This is a genomic window from Alkalimarinus alittae, assembly GCF_026016465.1.
GTDB lineage: Bacteria > Pseudomonadota > Gammaproteobacteria > Pseudomonadales > Oleiphilaceae > Alkalimarinus > Alkalimarinus alittae.
Window position 1 is genome coordinate 705,998 of the sequence record NZ_CP100390.1, and the last position, 20,402, is coordinate 726,399.

24 protein-coding genes and 1 other RNA gene are annotated in these 20,402 nt (G+C 43.9%); 8 read left to right on the forward strand and 17 right to left on the reverse strand.

Annotated elements, in window-relative coordinates; all coding sequences use genetic code 11:
• The first annotated feature begins 196 nt into the window (after positions 1-196).
• Positions 197-340 carry a hypothetical protein gene (locus tag NKI27_RS03080; RefSeq protein ID WP_265048234.1) on the forward strand — a complete coding sequence of 48 codons (144 nt, stop codon included), beginning with the start codon at positions 197-199 and terminating at the stop codon, positions 338-340.
• A 54-nt stretch (positions 341-394) separates the two neighbouring features.
• On the opposite strand, the gene NKI27_RS03085 is transcribed toward NKI27_RS03080, so the two are convergent.
• The 4 genes from NKI27_RS03085 to NKI27_RS03100 all read right to left on the reverse strand — a co-directional run bounded on the left by NKI27_RS03085 (position 395) and on the right by NKI27_RS03100 (position 1,840).
• Positions 395-1,021, reverse strand: coding sequence for a 5-formyltetrahydrofolate cyclo-ligase (locus NKI27_RS03085; protein ID WP_265048235.1), 627 nt, complete (start codon positions 1,019-1,021; stop codon positions 395-397).
• 9 nt (positions 1,022-1,030) lie between these two features.
• Positions 1,031-1,245, reverse strand: a non-coding RNA gene (gene ssrS, locus NKI27_RS03090) — 6S RNA.
• 101 nt (positions 1,246-1,346) lie between these two features.
• Positions 1,347-1,634 carry a cell division protein ZapA gene (locus tag NKI27_RS03095; RefSeq protein ID WP_265048236.1) on the reverse strand — a complete coding sequence of 96 codons (288 nt, stop codon included), beginning with the start codon at positions 1,632-1,634 and terminating at the stop codon, positions 1,347-1,349.
• Entirely contained in the window at positions 1,634-1,840 is a 207-nt protein-coding gene (locus NKI27_RS03100; protein ID WP_265048237.1) for a TIGR02449 family protein, read from the reverse strand. Before NKI27_RS03100 ends, NKI27_RS03095 begins: the two co-directional genes overlap by 1 nt.
• 278 nt (positions 1,841-2,118) lie before the next feature.
• On the opposite strand from NKI27_RS03100, the gene NKI27_RS03105 reads away from it, so the two are divergent.
• The 4 genes from NKI27_RS03105 to NKI27_RS03120 are packed head-to-tail and all read left to right on the forward strand — an operon-like array spanning position 2,119 to position 6,675.
• Entirely contained in the window at positions 2,119-2,715 is a 597-nt protein-coding gene (locus NKI27_RS03105; protein WP_265048238.1) for a UPF0149 family protein, read from the forward strand.
• Positions 2,716-2,767: 52 nt separating this feature from the next.
• A complete protein-coding gene (gene pepP, locus NKI27_RS03110) occupies positions 2,768-4,087 on the forward strand; it encodes a Xaa-Pro aminopeptidase (protein ID WP_265048239.1) in 1,320 nt (439 codons plus the stop codon).
• Between the two features lie 30 nt (positions 4,088-4,117).
• Positions 4,118-5,392, forward strand: coding sequence for a 2-octaprenyl-6-methoxyphenyl hydroxylase (ubiH, locus tag NKI27_RS03115; protein ID WP_265048240.1), 1,275 nt, complete (start codon positions 4,118-4,120; stop codon positions 5,390-5,392).
• Positions 5,389-6,675, forward strand: coding sequence for a UbiH/UbiF/VisC/COQ6 family ubiquinone biosynthesis hydroxylase (locus NKI27_RS03120; RefSeq protein ID WP_265048241.1), 1,287 nt, complete (start codon positions 5,389-5,391; stop codon positions 6,673-6,675). Before ubiH ends, NKI27_RS03120 begins: the two co-directional genes overlap by 4 nt.
• 61 nt (positions 6,676-6,736) lie before the next feature.
• On the opposite strand, the gene NKI27_RS03125 is transcribed toward NKI27_RS03120, so the two are convergent.
• From NKI27_RS03125 to ubiE, 10 genes are all read right to left on the reverse strand, one after another.
• Complete coding sequence (locus NKI27_RS03125) at positions 6,737-7,528, reverse strand: metallophosphoesterase (RefSeq protein WP_265048242.1); 792 nt, start codon at positions 7,526-7,528, stop codon at positions 6,737-6,739.
• Between the two features lie 9 nt (positions 7,529-7,537).
• Positions 7,538-8,245 carry a 16S rRNA (uracil(1498)-N(3))-methyltransferase gene (locus NKI27_RS03130; RefSeq protein ID WP_265048243.1) on the reverse strand — a complete coding sequence of 236 codons (708 nt, stop codon included), beginning with the start codon at positions 8,243-8,245 and terminating at the stop codon, positions 7,538-7,540.
• Between the two features lie 27 nt (positions 8,246-8,272).
• The gene (gene tatC / locus NKI27_RS03135; protein ID WP_265049465.1) at positions 8,273-9,022 is read right to left on the reverse strand and encodes a twin-arginine translocase subunit TatC; all 750 of its coding nucleotides are present in this window, start codon (positions 9,020-9,022) and stop codon (positions 8,273-8,275) included.
• Positions 9,023-9,127: 105 nt separating this feature from the next.
• On the reverse strand, positions 9,128-9,520 hold the full coding sequence (gene tatB, locus NKI27_RS03140) for a Sec-independent protein translocase protein TatB (protein WP_265048244.1): 393 nt from the start codon (positions 9,518-9,520) through the stop codon (positions 9,128-9,130).
• Between the two features lie 24 nt (positions 9,521-9,544).
• Positions 9,545-9,769, reverse strand: coding sequence for a Sec-independent protein translocase subunit TatA (gene tatA / locus NKI27_RS03145; protein ID WP_265048245.1), 225 nt, complete (start codon positions 9,767-9,769; stop codon positions 9,545-9,547).
• Positions 9,770-10,019: 250 nt separating this feature from the next.
• Positions 10,020-10,352: a phosphoribosyl-ATP diphosphatase gene (locus NKI27_RS03150; RefSeq protein ID WP_265048246.1), complete on the reverse strand. Its 333-nt coding sequence runs from the start codon at positions 10,350-10,352 to the stop codon at positions 10,020-10,022.
• 119 nt (positions 10,353-10,471) lie between these two features.
• Positions 10,472-10,879: a phosphoribosyl-AMP cyclohydrolase gene (hisI, locus tag NKI27_RS03155; protein ID WP_265048247.1), complete on the reverse strand. Its 408-nt coding sequence runs from the start codon at positions 10,877-10,879 to the stop codon at positions 10,472-10,474.
• A gap of 4 nt (positions 10,880-10,883) precedes the next feature.
• A complete protein-coding gene (ubiB, locus tag NKI27_RS03160) occupies positions 10,884-12,524 on the reverse strand; it encodes a ubiquinone biosynthesis regulatory protein kinase UbiB (protein ID WP_265048248.1) in 1,641 nt (546 codons plus the stop codon).
• Between the two features lie 54 nt (positions 12,525-12,578).
• Positions 12,579-13,202, reverse strand: coding sequence for a ubiquinone biosynthesis accessory factor UbiJ (locus tag NKI27_RS03165; protein WP_265048249.1), 624 nt, complete (start codon positions 13,200-13,202; stop codon positions 12,579-12,581).
• 1 nt (position 13,203) lies between these two features.
• Positions 13,204-14,040, reverse strand: coding sequence for a bifunctional demethylmenaquinone methyltransferase/2-methoxy-6-polyprenyl-1,4-benzoquinol methylase UbiE (ubiE, locus tag NKI27_RS03170; RefSeq protein WP_265048250.1), 837 nt, complete (start codon positions 14,038-14,040; stop codon positions 13,204-13,206).
• A gap of 256 nt (positions 14,041-14,296) precedes the next feature.
• Between ubiE and NKI27_RS03175 the strand changes: the two genes are divergently transcribed.
• The 3 genes from NKI27_RS03175 to NKI27_RS03185 all read left to right on the forward strand — a co-directional run bounded on the left by NKI27_RS03175 (position 14,297) and on the right by NKI27_RS03185 (position 17,198).
• The gene (locus tag NKI27_RS03175; RefSeq protein WP_265048251.1) at positions 14,297-14,581 is read left to right on the forward strand and encodes a polyhydroxyalkanoic acid system family protein; all 285 of its coding nucleotides are present in this window, start codon (positions 14,297-14,299) and stop codon (positions 14,579-14,581) included.
• Positions 14,582-14,737: 156 nt separating this feature from the next.
• Positions 14,738-16,567 (forward strand): long-chain-acyl-CoA synthetase, encoded by a 1,830-nt coding sequence (locus tag NKI27_RS03180; protein WP_265048252.1) that lies wholly within the window; start codon positions 14,738-14,740, stop codon positions 16,565-16,567.
• 259 nt (positions 16,568-16,826) lie between these two features.
• The gene (locus NKI27_RS03185) at positions 16,827-17,198 is read left to right on the forward strand and encodes a hypothetical protein (RefSeq protein ID WP_265048253.1); all 372 of its coding nucleotides are present in this window, start codon (positions 16,827-16,829) and stop codon (positions 17,196-17,198) included.
• A 62-nt stretch (positions 17,199-17,260) separates the two neighbouring features.
• Here NKI27_RS03185 and NKI27_RS03190 read toward each other — a convergent pair whose 3' ends face one another.
• The 3 genes from NKI27_RS03190 to NKI27_RS03200 all read right to left on the reverse strand — a co-directional run bounded on the left by NKI27_RS03190 (position 17,261) and on the right by NKI27_RS03200 (position 19,998).
• Positions 17,261-18,064 (reverse strand): crotonase/enoyl-CoA hydratase family protein, encoded by an 804-nt coding sequence (locus NKI27_RS03190; protein WP_265048254.1) that lies wholly within the window; start codon positions 18,062-18,064, stop codon positions 17,261-17,263.
• Between the two features lie 29 nt (positions 18,065-18,093).
• Positions 18,094-18,882: an FFLEELY motif protein gene (locus NKI27_RS03195; RefSeq protein ID WP_265048255.1), complete on the reverse strand. Its 789-nt coding sequence runs from the start codon at positions 18,880-18,882 to the stop codon at positions 18,094-18,096.
• Between the two features lie 183 nt (positions 18,883-19,065).
• Complete coding sequence (locus tag NKI27_RS03200) at positions 19,066-19,998, reverse strand: alpha/beta hydrolase (protein ID WP_265048256.1); 933 nt, start codon at positions 19,996-19,998, stop codon at positions 19,066-19,068.
• Between the last annotated feature and the right edge of the window lie 404 nt (positions 19,999-20,402).

Sequence of the window (20,402 nt, forward strand, 5' to 3'; positions counted from 1 at the left end):
TTCGAAATATAGGATATCTTAAGGTTACCGTTGTTAGCTGTGTTACAGTTTGTAATACAGCTACAACTAATTGATTATCAAAATACACTTATTATGAGTCGTATTTAACTGCAAGGATGCCCACAAAAAGAAAAATGAGAGCATGGACGGCCTCAAATCTACGAAACGTTAACAATAATGGATCTTTGGGGGATCTATGAAGCGTAAGCCTGACAGCATGGTTGCACTTGTTTTTTTGTTTTGCTTAGGATTAGCCGCAACGGGGTTTGCCTCGATTTTGTCTGACGATGAACCTCGCCTTAGTCAGGCGGCGGTTACTCAGACACTTGCAGAAAAGTAATTTTAAGCAATACGGGCGCTTTCTTATTGACTAAGTAAAACGCCCTTTGTTTATTCAATGAGTGATAAAGAGTTGCTTATCGGTTGCTATGCCGTGTAGTGGGATATCCCATTGCTCTAGTGGAATTGATGCAACTTCTTGAAAGTGATGTGCTAAACCATAAAGTTGAGTTCTTTTACCTAAGGCGCTCGCTTTATCCTTTCGTGTAAATTCAAACGTCCGATCATAAAAACCTCCGCCCATTCCTAAGCGTCCTCCTTGGCTATCAAAAGCGACCAACGGGAATAACACTAAGTTAAGTGCCCACGGCGATATTCTTGATTTATTGTTGATCAAAGGTTCTAAAATGCCAAATCGATTTTTTTTCAGTGGTGTTTTCTGGTTGTATCGATAAAACCAAAGGTGATTTTTTTTTGTTGGGTGCAAAACAGGTAAGTAACAGTGCTTGTTGCTCTTCCACAGTTTAGTTATAAATACTGAAGGGTCTATTTCTCCATCGTTGGCTAAGTAAATAGCAACATGCTTACTTCGGCTAAAAAAAGGGCTTAGGGTTAGTGTAGACGTTAGTTTTTGTGCGGCGTTCTTTTGCTGAAAAGGCGATAGAGATCGTCTTTTTTTGCGCATTTGGCGTCTAAGTGAGGGTTTGTCGAAAGCGGGTTTTGAAGGAACGTGATTGACCATAGTTGATAGAAGTTTCCCAATGTGCCGCGGTCGAATATGGCCTTGAACCCTATGGTTCAAGGTGGTAGCAGCTGTGATAAATTAGGCTTTCCCCTAATATCCTTAAAGAGATACGAATACCTCTATAAAAGACGTGGGGACTTGCACACATTACCCTGAGTCGCCACCGGTAAAACGCTTATCGGCTCGAGGACTTATCCAACTCGCTAACACACCAGGAAACTAATGCTTAGTATAATAGAAGCGGGAGAAGGTTTAAATCTGGTTATTTGATTTTTAGCAAAAATTAACCATTCTTAACATAGAAAACTAAAGAATGGCTTATTTACTGTGCTTTAGATAATGCCGCGTCCAGTTTCTCATCAAGATCTTGAATGATCTTATTGGTATCTTCTGAAAGCTGTGAACCTTGTTGCAAGTCATGGGTGATATTGAGTGCAGCCATCACAGCAATTCGCTCGGTGCCATGCACTTTGCCACCATTACGGATTTCACGCATTTTGTTATCCAGATGTTTTGCCGCGCGCTCTAGCTGTAAACGAGCTTCATCCGGGCACGCAATTAAATACTCTTTATCAAGTATTTTAACTTCTACGGTATTACTTTCGGACATTAATGTTGCTCCAACGCTTTAAGACGGCCAATCATTGCTTCAATTTTATTACGCGCTAAGTCGTTCTTCTGCATTAACTGAGAGCGCTCTTGGTGCCAACCTTCTTGCAATTCCCGAAGGGCAGAGTTATCGCTCTCTAATTGCGCACAATACTTTATGAGCCGTTCTACTTTATCTGACAAAACTTCTAATTTGGCTTCAGCCATAATACTTTTCCGAAAACCTGTTTGTTAAAACTATAATTTGGCGCTCGTCATGGGTCAATCCGACAAGAGGCCTTACCACAAATATTTTTTAATTTTTAACGCTTTTTCTCTAAATAGCGCTCAATACGTTGATTTGATGCCCGAATTACTTAAGTCTGAGTATAGCGGTTTTGTTGAAAAAAACCTCTAATGAAACAAATCACTGTAGTTTAGTTTCTTCATTCTGTTCAACCCGTATAATAGAGCGATAACCCATCTCGACTGGAAATGACTTATCTATGACTGATTTTAACATTGAGCAAGAGACTGACTTTGATTGGTTAGCCAATTTCTACGCAAGCCAGGGCGCTATAAATCATCCTTGTGAATTGCATGGTTTACTTATTGGCCGTTTAGCGGGTGGTGAGAGACTAAACGCTGACGAATGGATTAGGCTTGTGGTTGAGCACATGGGGCTAGAACAGTTAGTGCAAGACGATAAAAGTGAGCGTGCGCTTACTAATCTTATTGAATTATATACTACAAACTTACAGCAGCTTGAAGAAATGGCCATGGGGTTCAGTCTGGTATTGCCTGATGATGAGTTTGTGCTCGACCAGCGAGTTGAAGCTTTGGGTATGTGGGTTAGAGGGTTTCTTGAAGGGCTGGCTCTGGCAGCAAAAGGGCAGTTAAAGACGGCAGATGCCGATATACAAGAGCTTTTGAGAGACCTGGTTGCGATTTCTCAAATAGATGACCAAGCTGAAGATAGTGAAGATGCAGAAAAAGAAATCATTGAGATTATTGAGTATGTCAGAGTTGGCGTCGTCACTGTGTTTTCTGAGTTTAATGGTCAGGAAGATCCTGAGGCTGAGCAAAGTACAACACTTCATTAATCATTGCGTTAAATAATCTAAAAATAATTTATTCGGTAGGGTGTTCAAATTTATGGGTATCTCTCTCAAAGAGTTTGCTAAGCGGCGAAAAAACCTCATAGAGCAGATGGGCGATAATTGCATTGCTATTCTTTCGGCTGCTCCTGTGAAATCTCGTAATAGAGATGTTGATTATATTTTTCGGCAAAATAGTGATTTTCAATACTTAACGGGGTTTCCTGAGCCGGATGCTGTGCTGGTTTTAATTCCTGGACGCGAGCACGGTGAAAGTGTTCTATTCTGTAAAGAGAGAGATATCGAAAAAGAGCTTTGGGATGGGGTCATTACGGGCCCAGAGCGCGCACCCGAGATGTTTGGTGTGGACGATGCGTTTCCCATCGGAGATATAGACGATATTTTACCCGGTATGATTGAGGGTACTGAAAAAGTGTTTTACTCAATGGGGCTTGATGCACAGTTTGATAAACGCTTAATGGAGTGGATTAACGTCATTCGCAGCAAAGTCAGAAATGGCGCTCATCCACCGGGTGAATTTGTAGCGCTTGAGCACTATTTACATGATATGAGATTGTTTAAAAGTGCAGCTGAAATTAAACTCATGGCTAAAGCTGCAGAAATTAGTGCGGAGGCCCATAAGCGTGCGATGCAAACCTGCCAACCTGGAAAATACGAATACCAACTTGAAGCCGAAATTACTCACACCTTTATGGATGCGGGAAGCCGTTCAGCCGCCTACCCATCTATTGTAGGAGGAGGGGATAATGGTTGTATTCTGCATTATATTGAAAACAACGCACCCCTTAAAGATGGCGATTTAGTATTAATTGATGCAGGCTGTGAACTCGACTGTTATGCCTCTGATATTACGCGTACATTCCCCGTAAACGGTCGTTTTTCTGCTGAACAACAAGCGCTTTACGAAACAGTGCTGAATGCTCAAAAAGCGGCTATTGCAGCGGTTAAACCGGGCAGCCATTGGAACCACCCTCATGAGGCTGCGGTAAGAGTCCTGGTTGAAGGGTTAGTCGAACATGGTTTGTTAAAAGGTGATGTAGACACCTTAATTGAAGAGGAAAGCTACAAGCCTTTTTATATGCATCGAACAGGGCATTGGTTAGGGATGGATGTGCACGATGTCGGTGAATACAAGGTCGGCGGCGAATGGCGAGTGTTGGAGCCAGGCATGGTGATTACGGTTGAACCTGGCCTCTACGTGTCTCCGCGTAATGAAGATGTAGAGCCTCGCTGGCGCGGCATTGGCATTCGAATTGAAGATGATGTTGTTGTGACCAAAGAGGGGGCTCGAGTACTTTCTGAAAACGCACCAAAAGAAGTAGCAGAAATTGAAGCGTTGATGGGTCAAGGGGCCTAACAATAACCGAACTAAAAGCAGGGTGCATTAATGAGTAGTCATTATGACGTGGTGATTATTGGTGGCGGTATGGTTGGCGCAAGCTTGGCAATGGCGTTGAGAAATACAGTATTAAAAATTGCTGTTATTGAACCGTTTCCAATGGTCGAGCATGATGATAGCTGTCAATCATTTCAGCCTAGCTATGATTCGAGATCGACGGCTATTTCTTGGGGTAGCAGGCTTATTTATCAGCAGTTAGGGCTTTGGGATACGCTATCTCAGCATGTCACACCGATCAAGAAAATACATGTTTCAGACAAAGGGCGTTTTGGCGCAACGCGACTCAAAGCAAACGATTATAATGTTGAGGCATTAGGTTACGTTGCACCCAATGAGTGGATAGGTAGAACGCTTATTGCAGCGCTCAAAGCCAACAGCAATGTCGACTTTATTTGCCCTGCTAAGGTTGACGATATCGCGCGAACTGAAATGTCTAATTGCATTACCTTGATCAAACGAAACCAAGAGACGGGTCAGTTTGATACCAAAGCAGAAAGGCAAACTGTTACGGCGAAGTTAGTGGTTATCGCCGATGGTGGGCGGTCAGAAACCTGCCAAAAGCTCGGTATAGAAATGAGAACAGAGACCTACGGCCAGCATGCGCTAGTGACGAATGTAACCACTTCAAATCATCACGATTATGAAGCCTTTGAACGCTTCACAGAGGATGGCCCTATTGCGATGTTGCCATTAGGGGGCGCTGATAATCGGTCTAATTCAGACTGCGCATTAATTTGGACTCTACCTGAAGATCAGATAGTTGACGTGATGGCGATGCCTGATGTCGAGTTTATAGCGCTACTCCAAAGTCGATTTGGTTATCGGTTAGGCAAGATCGAGCATGTGGGGACACGGGCTCATTATCCTTTAAAACTAACGCAGTCAGTCGAACAGGTCCGAGCAGGTATCGTGGTTGTAGGGAATGCTGCTCATGCCTTGCACCCTGTTGCAGGGCAAGGATATAACCTTGCGTTGAGAGGTGTTGTCGCACTAGCTGAACGAGTGATAGAGACGACTAATAAGGGTGAGGATATTGGTTCATTATCTATGTTGCAACGATATGAGCATGATCGCCATATTGATCAGGATAAAACCATCTTGTTTAGTGACAAAATTACGCGATTGTTCGGCGATGCGAACGCAGGTATTGGCCTGTTTAGAGATTTAGGATTAGTAGGGTTGGATATACTGCCGGGGGCCAAGCGACTATTTGCGAGGCAGGCAATGGGACTAGGCGGATCAGAGGCAAAAATTTCATCATGAGTAGCATAAAGCATTCATACGATATCGTTATTGTGGGCGGCGGAATGGTCGGCGCTACTCTGGCCTGTGCGCTTGCCAAAACAGCGTATAGTGTTGCCGTGGTCGAAGGTCAGTCATTAGGTTGTTTAATCGCCGGTGGCAGTGTTAGCCCTAATGACGTAGCTGGCTCGCAGACTGAACAAAGAGCCGTTGATCAGTACTGCCCAAGAGTCAGTGCGCTGACGGTCGCATCTCAAACATTTTTGGATAACTTGGGAATATGGCCGCGAATGCTTGAAAAGCGCGTCAGTCCTTATCAAGAAATGAAAGTGTGGGACGGCGATGGTACGGCGAGTATCGAGTTTTCTGCAGCAGAGCTTTATCAACCGGCATTAGGGCATATTGTCGAGAATAGCATTACCGTCACATCTGTATACGAACAATTACAGTGCCATGACAACATTACACTATTGACGGGTGAACGAATTCGACAGGTTGAATTAACCGGAGAACGCCCTGTATTAGTATTAGAGAGTGACGTTCAGATAAGCGCGACGTTGGTTGTCGCCGCAGATGGCGCTAACTCGCTTATTCGTAAGGTTTCAGGGTTGCCCACAAGAGAGTGGGATTACCAGCATCATGCGATTGTCGCTACGGTAAAAACTGAAAAACATAACGAAAAAACGGCTTGGCAACGTTTTATGAATACAGGGCCATTAGCATTTTTACCCTTGGCCGCTGACCCATTAGGTTGTGACGCGACAGCGTCTCATTACTCATCTATTGTATGGTCAGCTGTACCTGAACGCGCTAAAGAATTGATGGCGCTAAGTGATGACGTATTCTGCCAAGAATTGGGGCGCAGCTTTGAGCATCGCTTAGGACGCATCGAAGCCGTATCTAAACGGTATAGCATCCCATTACGGCAACGCCATGCAAAGCAATACGTAACGTCTAATATTGCCTTAGTCGGTGATGCTGCGCATACCATTCACCCGCTAGCAGGGCAGGGGGTTAATCTAGGACTGCAAGATGTAGCTGTCTTAGCAGACGAGCTGATCAAAGGTTCAGTACAAGGGTTAGCTGCAAATGACTCATTAATGCTAAAGCGCTACCAGCGCCGAAGAATGGGACCAAACCTTGCGATGATGGGCTTAATGGAAGGGTTTAAACAACTATTCTCGCAAGACTCATTAGCGGTTAGATTATTAAGAAATACTGGCATGCGTTGGCTAAATAGCCGGAGTTTCTTGAAGAACCAGATAGTCTCTCAGGCCATGGGGCTTGATGGTAAAGTGCCTTAAAACGAAATACCGCAGAATGTTATAACGGCCTACATACGTCAATCCAAAATAACAGCGTACGTTATTCCCCTAATTCCAAACAAAGCTCAGAATTAAAATATGTTTGTTCACGCTGATACCCCAGCTGATTAGACACTATGCGGGTCTTCCCTACTAGATAATCGACATTAAAATGTGTATGACCAAACAGCCATAAGTCAGGTTGTTGTTCAGTGATAAAGTCGTTTAGGTTATTAACGTAGTAAGGGTTGAGTTCATCTCCCTTATAGTCTGGATTGACACATTCTTTATCGGGCCCAAAGTGTGTGCAAATCACTTTTTTCATTGTGGGTGGGCATTCGTTTAGGGCGTTATTAAGCCATTTAAAATGTTGTTTAAAGAGTGCCCGAGTGTCGACCGACTGAATGAGTTCATCGTTGAAACTGATCGCTCGGTAGTCTGCTAACCGCCGTTGTGCGGCTTGTATTGCCCAAGGCATTTCATCTTTGCCATGAAGCAGAAAATCGCTCCATAGCGTGCAGCCAAAAAATCGGACGCCTTTGATGTCGGCATAGCCCATTTGTAGTAATGTAATATCATATCGCTCGCAGATTTCAGGTAGCTCTTGATTAAGCGTTTGAAAGTGACTGCCGTAGTACTCATGGTTGCCTGGTATAAACAGAATGGGTTGTTTAAAGTGGCGCCTGAAAGCGGCGAAGGTCTGGTCAAATTGGTTCTTGGTCTTGTGGTAGCGATTGGTAATATCACCTGCTAGCACAATAACATCAGCATCTGTTGGGAGCACGGGAATGGGAACAGCGCCATAGCTGAGTTCAATGTGTAAGTCTGAGGCTAGGGCGATACGAATAGTCATGGGGGGAGTTTAGAACAGTTTAGCAAGAAGAACAGGGACTGCAGTCTCGGTTCTTAGAATACGATCACCTAAGCTAACGGGGGTAAAGCCACAGGCCTCTAGTTTTTCGATCTCATAAGGGATAAATCCTCCTTCTGGGCCAATCACAAGGGTTGTTTGTTGTTTTACCTGAATAGGGCAGTCTTGGCTATCAGACGGGTGAGCAACCAAACGGAGCGAGTCTTTTGAAATGCCCGTTAGCTCATCTTCCACAAAGGGCTTAAAGCGTTTTCTGAGGTGAATCTTTGGTAGCCGCGTATCCATGGCTTGCTCGAGGCCTAATATAATATTCTCTAATAACTTGGCTTCGGTTAGCCAAGGTGATTGCCAAAAGCTTTTTTCGACCTTATAAGTGTTAATAAAATAAAGCTCTTTAACCCCCATGGTGGCAATGGTTTGAATGATACGTTTAACCATTTTAGGGCGAGGTAAGGCGATAATGAGGGTGACTGGTAGTGGGGCGGGTGGCTGTTTATTCCAGATGATTTTTAATGTTGCTGACTCGCTATCAAGCTCAACAACGGTCGCATCACCTAGCAGGCCATCCGCTTGGCCTACGCCTATCTGGTCGCCTAGCTTTATATCTCGAATTTGCTGTAAATGCTTGAGTCGTCGATCGGTTACGACAGCGGTGTCGTCATCGATAAAGTCGTCTTCAAAAAGCAGGGCGATATTCATAATGAAGCGGTTAGGCTAGCGAAAAGGCTAGCCTTGTTCGTTCTCTTCTGGGTAATCAGGAGGTGTGCGCTTATCAACCATTCGGCTAAAAAACACGCCAATTTCGAACAGTAGCCACATGGGGATGGCAAGTAGTGTTTGAGATATCACGTCAGGTGGCGTTAATAGCATGCCAATCACAAAGCAGCCCACCACGATGTAAGGCCGTTTTCGGCTGAGACTTTCGGGGGTCGATGCACCTGTTGCCACTAAAATCACCGTGGCAATAGGGATTTCAAAAGCGAGTCCAAAGGCAAAAAATAGCTTTAAGACAAAGTCTAGGTATTTACTAATGTCGGTCATAACCGTCACGCCTTCTGGGCCGGCGCTAGTAAAGAAACCGAACACCAGAGGGAATACAACGTAATAGGCAAATAGAACGCCCATGTAAAACAGCATTACGCTAGATATAAGCAGGGGGATCGCTAACTGCTTTTCGTGTTTATACAGTGCGGGAGCAACAAAACGCCAAAATTGAAACAGGATAAAGGGCATCGAAAGAAAAATGGCCATGACTAGCGTGAGCTTGAACGGCGTTAAAAAAGGTGATGCTACGTCAGTTGCAATCATCGAGGTGCCTTCAGGCAAATAGACTCGAAGTGGTTCAGAAATGACGAGGTAAAAATCATTTGCGAAGTAATAGAGGCCTAAAAATACAGCAAGCACCACGAGAACAGAGCGAAGGATACGATCTCTGAGCTCGATCAAGTGTTGGATCAGCGGCTGCTGTTGCTCCACGTTCGTTCCACTTGCCGTGTTAGAGGGCTCGTTTGGAGGTGTTTGCTTGCCGGTATTAGGAGATGACGAATTGGTCATTTACTTCAGGGTCTTCTAGTTAATCAATTAAGAATTTTTTAAGGTCGAAGCCTTACCTGTATTTTCAGCATCTGAGGGCGCTGCCTGCACAGGTGTTGTCACTGGCGCAATATCGAGCTGTTCAGCAGATATGTCTTTGTTGACCATGTGTTTGAAGTCTTCAGCTCTATCGAGAGCTTCTCGAATGGTTTTTTGAACTTCTTCAACCTTGATATCGTCACCGGCGTCTTTAATGCGCTCTCGAAGCTCTTCAGCTTTGAGTTGCCGATCGACCTCTTCGGTCAAATTGCTCGCCATGCGCTTTGCTTTGCCCACCCATTTACCAGCAGTTCTGGCGGCATGAGGTAAACGCTCAGGGCCCAAAACAAGGAGCGCAAGTACGGCTATCAGGACTAATTCAAGAAAACCAATATCAAACATAGTGATGCTCGAGTAAAATGGGCGTTAGCTTTTAGGCTTCTCTTCTTCAACCTTTTCTGCTTTTGCATCAATCACTTCGCCAGACTCTTTTTCAAGTGGCTTGTTTTTCTCTTCGTCAGTAACGGCTTTCTTAAACCCTTTAACAGCGCCACCAAGGTCTGACCCCATATTACGAAGCTTTTTTGTGCCAAACAGTAATACCACAATGACTAAAACGATTACCAGTTGCCAAATACTAATGCCGCCCATCAGGTTACTCTCCTAAACAATCAATTTTCTAGATCCGCTGAAGGCTATAGGTCGCTTCTCTCGCGGATTATAAGTAGTTTTATTGTACACCAATTGACTCACTAAAAAGCTTTTTTATCACGGCTGGTTCAGTATTCAAGCGTTATTGGTGTACCTTAAGCGTCGCCATTTTGCCGTAGAAAAGAGGGGATCGTTATGACCTCCGTCAAGCGAGGTCTTTAGGTACCGACTAATACGACAAAAAAGTGAGTTACTTATCGCCCCTAGCTGCTTTTTCTTCTAAGCCTGAAAGGTCAAACCTGCGTTCAAGTTCAGCTAAGATAGCGTCTGGTCCCACATCTAGGTGAGATAGCATCACTAAACTGTGAAACCATAAATCGGCTGTTTCATAGACGAGGTCAGTTGTATCACCTGAGCGCTCAGCATCTTTAGCCGCGAGTATGGTTTCGGTACATTCTTCGCCTACCTTCTCAAGGATTTTATTAAGCCCTTTTTTATGAAGACTGGAAACGTAAGAACTATCAGCATCTGCTTGTTTGCGCTGTTCTAGTACTTTTGCCAGTTCTTTCAGTACGTCTGTCATTCTTTAAATTCCGTAAATTGCTAGTGTTGTAGATGTTTGGTTAATGCAGTCCCGAAAATCCAGAGTCGTGTATCTCAGGGCGGGCCTGAGTAGCTTGTGGTTTCGCTGAGTTATCTACTTTAAGGCTTATAAATATCTTCTGGGTCTTTCAATACGGGTTCAACGGCTTGCCATTCGTTATCGTTAAGTTGTTGATAAAAACAACTGCGGCGACCTGTGTGGCAGGCGATATCACCGAGTTGCTCAACTTTAAGCAAGATAACATCGGCATCACAATCGAGTCTTATATCATGTAGTTGCTGAACATGCCCTGAAGACTCGCCTTTACGCCATAGTGACTGCCGTGAGCGAGACCAGTAGATCGCACGTTTTTCTGCAACGGTTAGACTGAGTGAATCACGATTCATCCAAGCCATCATTAATATTTCGCCGGTTTTGTAATCTTGCGCAATAGCCGGCACTAAGCCGTCTTCGGTCCACTTTATTTTGTCTAACCATGTCGAGGTGTTGAGCTGTTTTTCAGTCATGTTTCTATTTTCGCTTGATTAGGAAATATAATCCAATGCCAGCCAATAACCAGCTTTGTCCTGGTAAGTCTCGTAGCCAATCAACTGCTTCAGCGTTTTGACTTAATACCGCAGCGCCAAATGCCAATGCTGCAAACATATAGTCTTTGTTGATGCCCTGTCTTCTATGCATTTCTTGTTTAAGTGCTTTGATGCTACGTTCTTGGTTATGACTAAAGTTATCAAGGTTTTTAACTTGATTAATAGCATCATAAACCATCTGAGGGATTTCGGGGCTTTGCTCTAACCAGCTTGGAATATGCTGCTTGATATTTTTCCAAAGCCCTGGTGGACCCACGCGTTGCTTCATCCAATCTTCTAAAAAGGGCTGCGCGGTGGTCCATAAATCTAAATCAGGGTAAAGCTGCCTGCCTAGTCCTTCGATATTGAGCAATGTTTTTTGGAGTAGCACAAGCTGTGGCTGTACTTCCATATTAAAACGGCGAGCGGTCTGGAATAGTCTTAATAACACCTGGCCAAACGAAATGTCTTTTAAAGGCTTTTCAAAAATCGGTTCGCACACGGTTCTTATGGCTGATTCAAACTCGTTAACGGGTGTGTCTTCGGGTACCCACCCAGAGGAGATATGCAGTTCAGCGACTTGCCTATAGTCTCGATTAAAAAAGGCCAATAAGTTGCGAGCCAGATAGCTTTGATCGTCAGGGGTTAAACTGCCGACAATGCCAAAGTCGATAGCGATATACTGAGGGTCTTCTGGGTTGTCTACGTTAACGAAAATATTGCCAGGGTGCATGTCAGCATGAAAAAAACTGTCGCGAAATACCTGAGTAAAAAAGATATCGACGCCTTTTTCGGCTAACTTTTTGAGGTTAGTGCCGTGAGCGTTGAGTGTATCAATATCGGCCACTGGCACCCCGTAGACTCTCTCCATAACCAATACATCGGTATTGGTGTAATCCCAGAATATCTCTGGCATATAGATCAGGCTGGAATTTTCAAAGTTGCGGCGCAACTGGGAGGCATTCGCGGCTTCTCGCTGCAAATCTAGTTCGTCAAATATAGTTTTTTCATAATCACTGACAATCTCGACAGGGTGAAGCCTTTTACCATCTTCCCAGTATTTTTCTGCGAGCCCTGCAACAACATACATGAGGGCGATATCTTGATGAATAACGCGAGTGATGCCGGGACGAATGACCTTGACCACGACCTCTGTGCCGTCTTGTAGTTGTGCGGCATGAACCTGAGCGATAGACGCAGATGCCAGCGGCTTGATATCAAAGGATAAAAATATATCGTCGGTAGATTGCTTTAGCGCTTGCTCAACGATCATTTGCGCGGTCTCACCGGGGAAGGGGGCAACATTGTCTTGCAACGACTTTAATTCGATGGCGATATCGTCTGGTAATAGGTCTCGGCGAGTCGATAGTATTTGTCCGAACTTAATAAATATTGGGCCTAACTCTTCGAGTGCGTATCTAATTCGTGCACCACGGGGTAGTTCGGGCTTTGGAAATAAGCGCCATGGGGCGAGCATGAATAGCAGTCGTAGGGGGAGAGGTAAATGCGTGAGGGGCAAAAATTCATCAAGCCGATATTTGCCAATAACCCAGATAATTTTTATTAGTCGTTGAATGCGTGACACAGGCTACTCATTTGTTGGTGTTTGACGATACAGGTCAGTTGATAATGTTTGCTGCTAAGTCAGTTTTGCTAACCGAGCGGCGAGCCTCTCTGTTGAGAGGCGAAGGCGGTCAATTTCTGAAAACTGCTCTTGAAGTTCAATGCGGTTAGGCAGTAAACGACTTTCTTCGTGCAAATGTTCTTCGATATTGGCGGTTAAACTTTGGTGAGTTTGTTTACTCCAAGAGGTGCCTTGGCGAATTTTCTGTCCGATAAAATGTGCAGGTATATCACCAATAATATCCGCTAGAGCGCTTTCCCAATCTATATTTAATCCTGATAACATTGATTGAAACTTCTGCGCTATTTCGGCGTCGCCTAAAAGTTTAATGTCACCCGAACGAATCAAGCTATTCTTATCGTCTTCGAATACTAAGCGAGATAACGAAAAGGGTGAGCCTTCGATAGTGACATCGATTTCTTCGTCGGTGAATTTTTCAGGGTTGGCTGATACCACTAAGCGACTGCTGCAAGCTTGAAGCGTGAAAGATAAATCAAGAGGTGTCAGCGCTATCTTAACAATCGCGCCCTCTAGGTCTGCGACTTTCTGTAAGGCAGCAGAGTCTAGCGCTAATGTTTTATTAACGAGAACCTCTGCCGAAGCAACGGCCGCAGTAACGAGTGAAGGGTCGATCCGCATGCTAAGGCTTAACCCCAGTGTGCAAAGCAACGATGCCGCCGGTCATGTTGTGGTAGCGACAATTAACCAAACCTGCGTTTTCCATCATCCCTTTAAGGGTTTCTTGGTCAGGGTGCATACGGATAGACTCTGCCAAATACTTATAGCTCTCAGAGTCACCGGCAATTAGCTTGCCCATTACCGGGAGGGCGGTGAACGAGTAGAGATCATACGCTTTAGTTAAGAGCGGATTTTCAGGTTTTGAAAACTCCAAAACTAACAGCTTTCCACCCGGCTTCAATACGCGAGTGATAGAGCGCAGCGCTTTATCTTTATCGGTTACATTTCTTAACCCAAACGCGATAGTGACGCAGTTAAAGAAATTGTCAGGAAACGGCAGTTCTTCAGCGTTAGCCTGAACCACTTCGATATTAGACGAGTAGCCTTTATCCATTAGGCGGTCACGGCCAACTTTGAGCATTGAATCGTTAATATCCGCTAAAACAACAGTACCTTCAGCGCCAACGATATCAGAAAACTTCATTGTTAGATCGCCGGTACCTCCGGCTAAATCGAGTACTTTATGGCCTTTTCTAACGCCACTGAGTTCAATGGTAAAGCGTTTCCATAGGCGATGAATGCCCATCGACATAAGGTCATTCATCATGTCATATTTACTGGCGACTGAATGAAAAACCTCTGCTACGTGGTTCACTTTATCTTCTGTTTTTACCTGCTGATAGCCAAAGTGAGTACTGCTACTAGCCTTAGTTTGAGTCGATGGAGATGCTTCAGGTACAGGGGATTCAGATGAAGTTGTATCAAGTACTGGGGTTTCAGGTACCGGGGTATTAGACATTAGGGCCTCTGTTGGCGTTCTCATCATCAAAGTTATTAATTGGGGTATATTCTAACGATACATTCAAGCAATGTCTTTTTTTATGTCAATTTTGGAATACAATATCGCAGAATTTTATTTATGTTGGGTATAGTATTGCCTTTATAGCATTCAAGTAGCTGACCCTAGCGGGCGCTTCGGGCTACAAATTGATGCAATGTTTTGCTTAACACTTAATATAAAGACTTATTATAAAGTTTTAGATCGAAGGAGCTATATGTCTGTTATTGATATCACCCGTCACCACACCCTTAATCACGGCGATGCGATCGCAACAGCAGAAGACCTTGCAAAGCGTTTATCTGAGCGGTTTGATGTGTCTTATTCTTGGGATGGTGATACGCTGACTTTCAAGCGCAGTGGAGCTAAAGGTAAGCTGACAGTAGAGCCGACAGTGATTCATATCAAAATGGAATTAGGGTTTTTGCTACGGCCTTTTAAAGGGCGTATTGAGCAAGAGATCCATAGCCATTTGGATGGAATGTTAGAAGAAGGTAAATAACGTTTAGGGTAAGTAATTTAAAATAAAAAATTGCCGGTGAGACCGATTACTCAGGTCATAACAGCCATTGCTATGACGATGATTAATTACTATTCTCAATCGGAATAACAGGGATGGACTACACCCCTCTGATAATAATTAAAGAACGGAGATGTTATGAGTCACTCAGATGTAATAACCCTACCTCAATTCCTTTCGCGGATACCGGGTTTGCTAGCTAATTTACCTAGCACTATTAAGGGTGTGAAACTAGGGAATAATACCGATAAAACTAAGCCTGTTGGCTTGGGGATTTGTATTGAAGAGGCGGTTAAAGAAAACCCTCATGGTAATGCGTTGATTTATCAAGATACGTATATTACTTACAGTGAGTACAACGCTTGGGCTAATCGCATTGCACACTATCTATTGAAAAAAGGGGTTAAAAAAGGCGATACCGTCGCTATCCTGATTGAAAATAGACCTGAACTATTTGCTTGTGTTGCTGCTTGCGCAAAAATTGGTGCGATAAACGCCCTGATTAACACCTCTCAGAGAGGAAAAGTATTAACACATAGTATTAACCTTGTTGGACCTAAAGCTGCCATTGTTGGTGAAGAGCTGGTTGAAGCATTTGATGAGGTGAAAAGCGATTTAGTGGTGTCTGCAGAAGGGCATTACTTCCTTGCTGACCAAGATACATTAAAAGACCCTGGAGCAGCGCCAGAAGGTTGGTTGAACCTAGCGACCGAAACGCATGGATTTTCTGAGAGCAACCTGCCAGAAACACAGCAGGTGTTTAGTGAAGATCCTTGTTTTTATATTTATACATCCGGTACAACCGGCTTACCTAAAGCGGTTATTTTTAATCATGGCCGCTTCATGAAGGCTTACGGTGCGTTTGGTTATGGCGCACTGCGTTTGAATACGACTGACCGCATTTACGTCACGCTTCCTTTTTATCATGCGACGGCGATGGCTGTTTGCTGGGGGTCAACGTTAGCAGGTAAGTCAGGGCTAATTATTGCGCGTAAATTCAGTGCTAGTCGATTTTGGGATGACGTTCGTCGTTATGATGCGACAGCTTTTGGTTATGTTGGCGAGTTATGTCGTTACTTGATGGACCAGCCTGCAAAAGCAAGTGATCTTGATAATAATATTCGCGTTATCGTGGGGAACGGTCTTCGTCCGAGTATTTGGAAGGCATTTAAAGAGCGCTTCGGTATTGAGCGGGTGATGGAGCTTTACGCATCAAGTGAAGGTAATATTGGTTTTACCAACGTTTTAAATTTCGATAACACCGTTGGTATTTCACCTTTCCCGTATGCCATTGTTGAGTATGACAAAGAAGCTGAAGCCCCCGTTAGAGATAATAATGGCTTTATGCGTAAAGTTAAGAAAGGTGAAGCAGGCTTGTTGGTGGGTGAAATCACAGAGAAGACGCCTTTTCATGGCTATACAGACCCAAAGAAAACAGAAGAGTGTATTTTACGGGATGTTTTCAAAAAAGGGGATGCTTGGTTTAATACCGGCGATCTAATGCGTGACCTCGGATTTAAACATGCTCAGTTTGTAGATCGCTTGGGCGATACGTTTAGATGGAAAGGCGAGAACGTGTCTACCACAGAGGTAGAGCATATTGTTGATAGCTGTAACCATGTGAGCGAAACGGTGGTTTATGGCGTGGAAATTCCTGAGACTAACGGTCGAGCGGGAATGGCTTCCATTCGTTTAGAATGTGAAGAGTCCGAATTTGACTTTAAGTCGTTGCTTAAGCATTTACAGCAAGAGCTACCTCATTATGCTGTGCCTGTGTTTTTAAGACTAAGCCAAGGGATGGAAACCACGGGTACGTTTAAGCATAAAAAAGCACCATTAAAGGAAGCGGGATTTGACCTTTCAAAGCAAGAAAACCCTGTTTATGTTTGGTTACCAAAAGCTGACTCTTATGTGCCATTAACCGCCGATATTCAGAAAGATATCGAGTCGGGCGAATACCGCTACTAACGCGTACTGGTAAATGGGCATCAGCCCAACCACGACCCAATGATAACGACCGCTCCTGATCAAGCGAGCGGTCGTTATACGACTGTTTTCTCCTCCAAGCATACTTTTACGTCTCTTTGTTTACTAACGCGATACTAAAATTTACGTTTATTAACGGTGTTATTGGCCGTATGTTCCTAAACTTGTCTATGAAATGATCATTCTTATGCTTTCGCTTGGTCAATTTAATACATGGTAATGAACAAGTTGGGGGTGTCGAGTGAAACATAATCAACGTATAAGCGCGTTAATAGCAGGTGTTGCTTTACTGGGAATGTCTTCTTTGGTTGTTGCTGAGGAATACGCATCAGTGGAAGATACTATTTTACTGGCTGAGTGTGGTGGCTTTTTTAATGCTTATGGAACCTTAGTCGGCCGTTCTGATTTGAGCTCTACGGGTAATCGACTTGCCGCAAAAGTATTAGACCGAGAAGAGGATGACGTTCGTTCGTTAGCGATCAGCTTCGAACGAGGGAGTGATTTTGCTGACAGCTGGCACGACACCAATGAGCGAGAGGTGGTGGTTGACTATATCCAAATGTGTTCAAGGGTTGTTAGTCGTAATATGGACTATTTAAAATCGGCATCCTGAACTGGCTATAGCCGGACGAATAGGGAGGGATAACCCTCCCATAGATAATGTTTAAATTGCGATTACTTCGCGCGCTTTTTAAAGGTCATTGGGTTTTTTTCTTTTGGGTTATTCTGGCTGATGGCTGCTCGTTGATTCCAGCGACCCAAAAGTTGCTTCTGTAATTTTGTTTCCCACCAAAGTGCTACTTTCTCTGTTGCTGTCCAAGTGTTATTAAATAGCTTTTTGGCATTGGCAATGGCATCGGGCGATCGTTGAGAGAGCTCTTTAGCGAAGGCGATAGCGTCATCAAATGGCGTGTCAGACACTTTGCTTACCAGTCCCATGGTTTTTGCTTCGTTACCCTCAAATATACGTGCGGTCATGGTGAGCTCTTTGGCTAAATCAATCGAGATTAATTCTCTCAACGTAATGCTGCCGCTCATATCGGGTATGAGACCCCACTTCATTTCCATGATAGAAAATTCACAATCGGGCGTGGTGTAGCGGAAGTCAGCCCCCAGTGCAATTTGAAAACCACCTCCCCAACACTTGCCATGAGTAACGGCAATAACAGGAACGGGAACCTGACGCCAAAGGTAGCCTACATCTTGGGCAAGGTTTGATATTTTACGTCCAGGTTTGATGAGCAGTTTTGCGGCCCCAAGAGGGTTTTTCATGAGGCTTTTGACATCGAGGCCAGAGCAAAAGGCATTGCCTTCGCCGCGCAAAATAACCGCTCTAATATCACGATTCTTTGCGAGTTTTTTGGCTGTTTTAGCAAGGCCATCAAACATCGCCATATCAAGAGCATTGAGCTTATCTGGGCGGTTCATGGTGACAACAGCTATGTTATCAATAATCTCTAAAGTGACGCGCTCGTTCATGGGGTATCCTGTAATCGGTTATTGTTTGTTTATGAAGCCTGACGACTGTTAACGAGTGTACTCGCCTGATGTACGGCCTCTGACGTTGGGTTACTGAATGGGGTATTTTCATTGTTGTAGATTGACTCAAGAATAGCGCTTTCTCTGCTGATGATAACGGTCAGGAGCTCATCAACCCCATTCATTTCTTGAAATGCACTAAAACCTCGTCTTAAAAAACTGTGGAGGTTGCCTAATCCTGCCATTTCAGCGGGAGATCGAGTCATTTTTAGGGTGAAGCGTACTAAACGACTGCGCACGTAAACGTCGAGGTCATTGCCTATGTTGGCAATTAGCTGAGTTTGGTGCAAACGTTGAGATTTGTTATTGCACAGACGGTATGCTTCACAATAAGATGCTTCAGAAATATCACTAACCTTAAGTTGGTTGAAAAGTACGTCTGCTAATGCCATATCGAGTTGTTGTGTGAGCAAGTTAAGCTCGACCAGTAAACCGATGGTGTAAATAAGATTATCGGGCAATAGTTTTACGGCAACGGGAAATATGCGCTCAAGATCGTCATCCCTCTGAGTAAACTCTTTCGGTGCGTACAAATCTTTTAGTAAAAACGTTAAGCCTTCGTGATAGCGTGGTGCTTGATATAGGTCTTGATGTGTAACCTTTAAACGATCGGCTTGCCACTGGCTGAGTTTGGCCATATAGGGGTCAAGTGAGAGGTCGTCGCGATAGCGAAAATTATGATAATCGAGTAACAGCTGTCTGAGTCTTTCAGCATTATCGCTTTTGACTTTGGTGTGTATTAGCTTTTCCTTAGACATCGACGTTCCCTGAATAGACAGAGCCTTTAATAGATGCAGGCTAGAATATGAAGCGCGTATTCTACACTATTGATGAATATTCAGGAGAGTGGATAAAGGAAATTTCTTGAGGAATTAGAGTAAAACTATTCAAATTTAAACGGGCGGGGCTTTTTATTTGCCCCGCCAGTCGGCGTTTGAGGGTTATTGTGCTATTTGTAACCGGGGCTCTGATGAGCCGTCAAGCGTAGGCAGCCATTTTTGGTTATCAAGTGTAATAAAATGGCTAGAGGCATCTGTTTCGATAATCCTAACCGAGTTCGGGCTATTTTCAGCGCTAGACAGCATCGCAGAACGGTCAAGGATTCTGTCTACTTTCGGAATCAGGAATGTGCCATGAGTAATATGGTCATAAACCTCAAATGATGTTTTTTCCATCCATGTCATAATGTCTTCAATATTACGCACAATGGTTAAATGATCTTTGGTTGCTGTAAACAGCTTGTTAAGTAGCTGTTTTTTACGGCCGTTCATTTTACCGAAGAAGCTTTGGCCGTATGAGGATGATGGCGTACTGTTAATAAAACGTATAACCCAAGGCCACATGCCATGACTCACAGGTTCAAGTAGTGCTGTGACTAGCGGGTGTAGTTGTCCTTGTGGTAATACTGAGGCTTCTAATACGATATCGGCATGAGTATAGAGCTCTGGGCGCTGTCTAATCGCCTCTAGTACGACCGCTCCGCCACGTGAATGGCCATGAACTCTGACATTTTCAGTTGTAGGTAAGTTCTCCATCGCTTGATTCAGAATTTTGGCATCATACTGGATGGTCCCCTCAAGTGACTTTATAGGCACTTCCCAAGGCGCCGGCTCAGGTGATGGTCCGCTAACAGGTATGTGATAATTACTGCAGGTGAGCAATATGAGTTCAGTGGTTGCATCTTGATAAGATTGGGTAAAGTAACAGTGGTTTTCAAGAAAACCATGAACGCCAATAACGGTATTTTCGGCCTTTCCGCTGTGGTTTCGAATAGAAACAGCGCCTTTGCCAACCGTGTAAACCTTGCCAGAAAACATTTCTGTATAGGTTTGATCTATGGACTTTATTAGCTTTCGGGCATGAATTGCCTTCATACGCTTACTCCCCCAATTTCAGATAACAGACTGTACAACATATAACGTAGTTACTTGCCCTTGCTGTTAGGCTAATACGAATCTGCTACTTCTTTATTATTGTTGGTTTTATACCATAATGAGGACTATTTATACCTCATTATCATAATACTCTAGTCGCCCTGTTAAATTGAAGCTACCTTAATTTATATTACTTTAGTATAAGAATAGCGGCTCTAACACGACTTTGTGATAGCTGTAACACTTTAATGGCTTTAGTGCTTGTGGATAGACATTAACAGTACGGCATAACACTATGAAATTATTATAGGGCAGTAAATTGCACAGTTGTGTTATTTTTTGTTACTGAAAACTTGCACATAATTTAAACAGCTTGAGTAGGGTTGAACTGTTAGTTGTAAAGG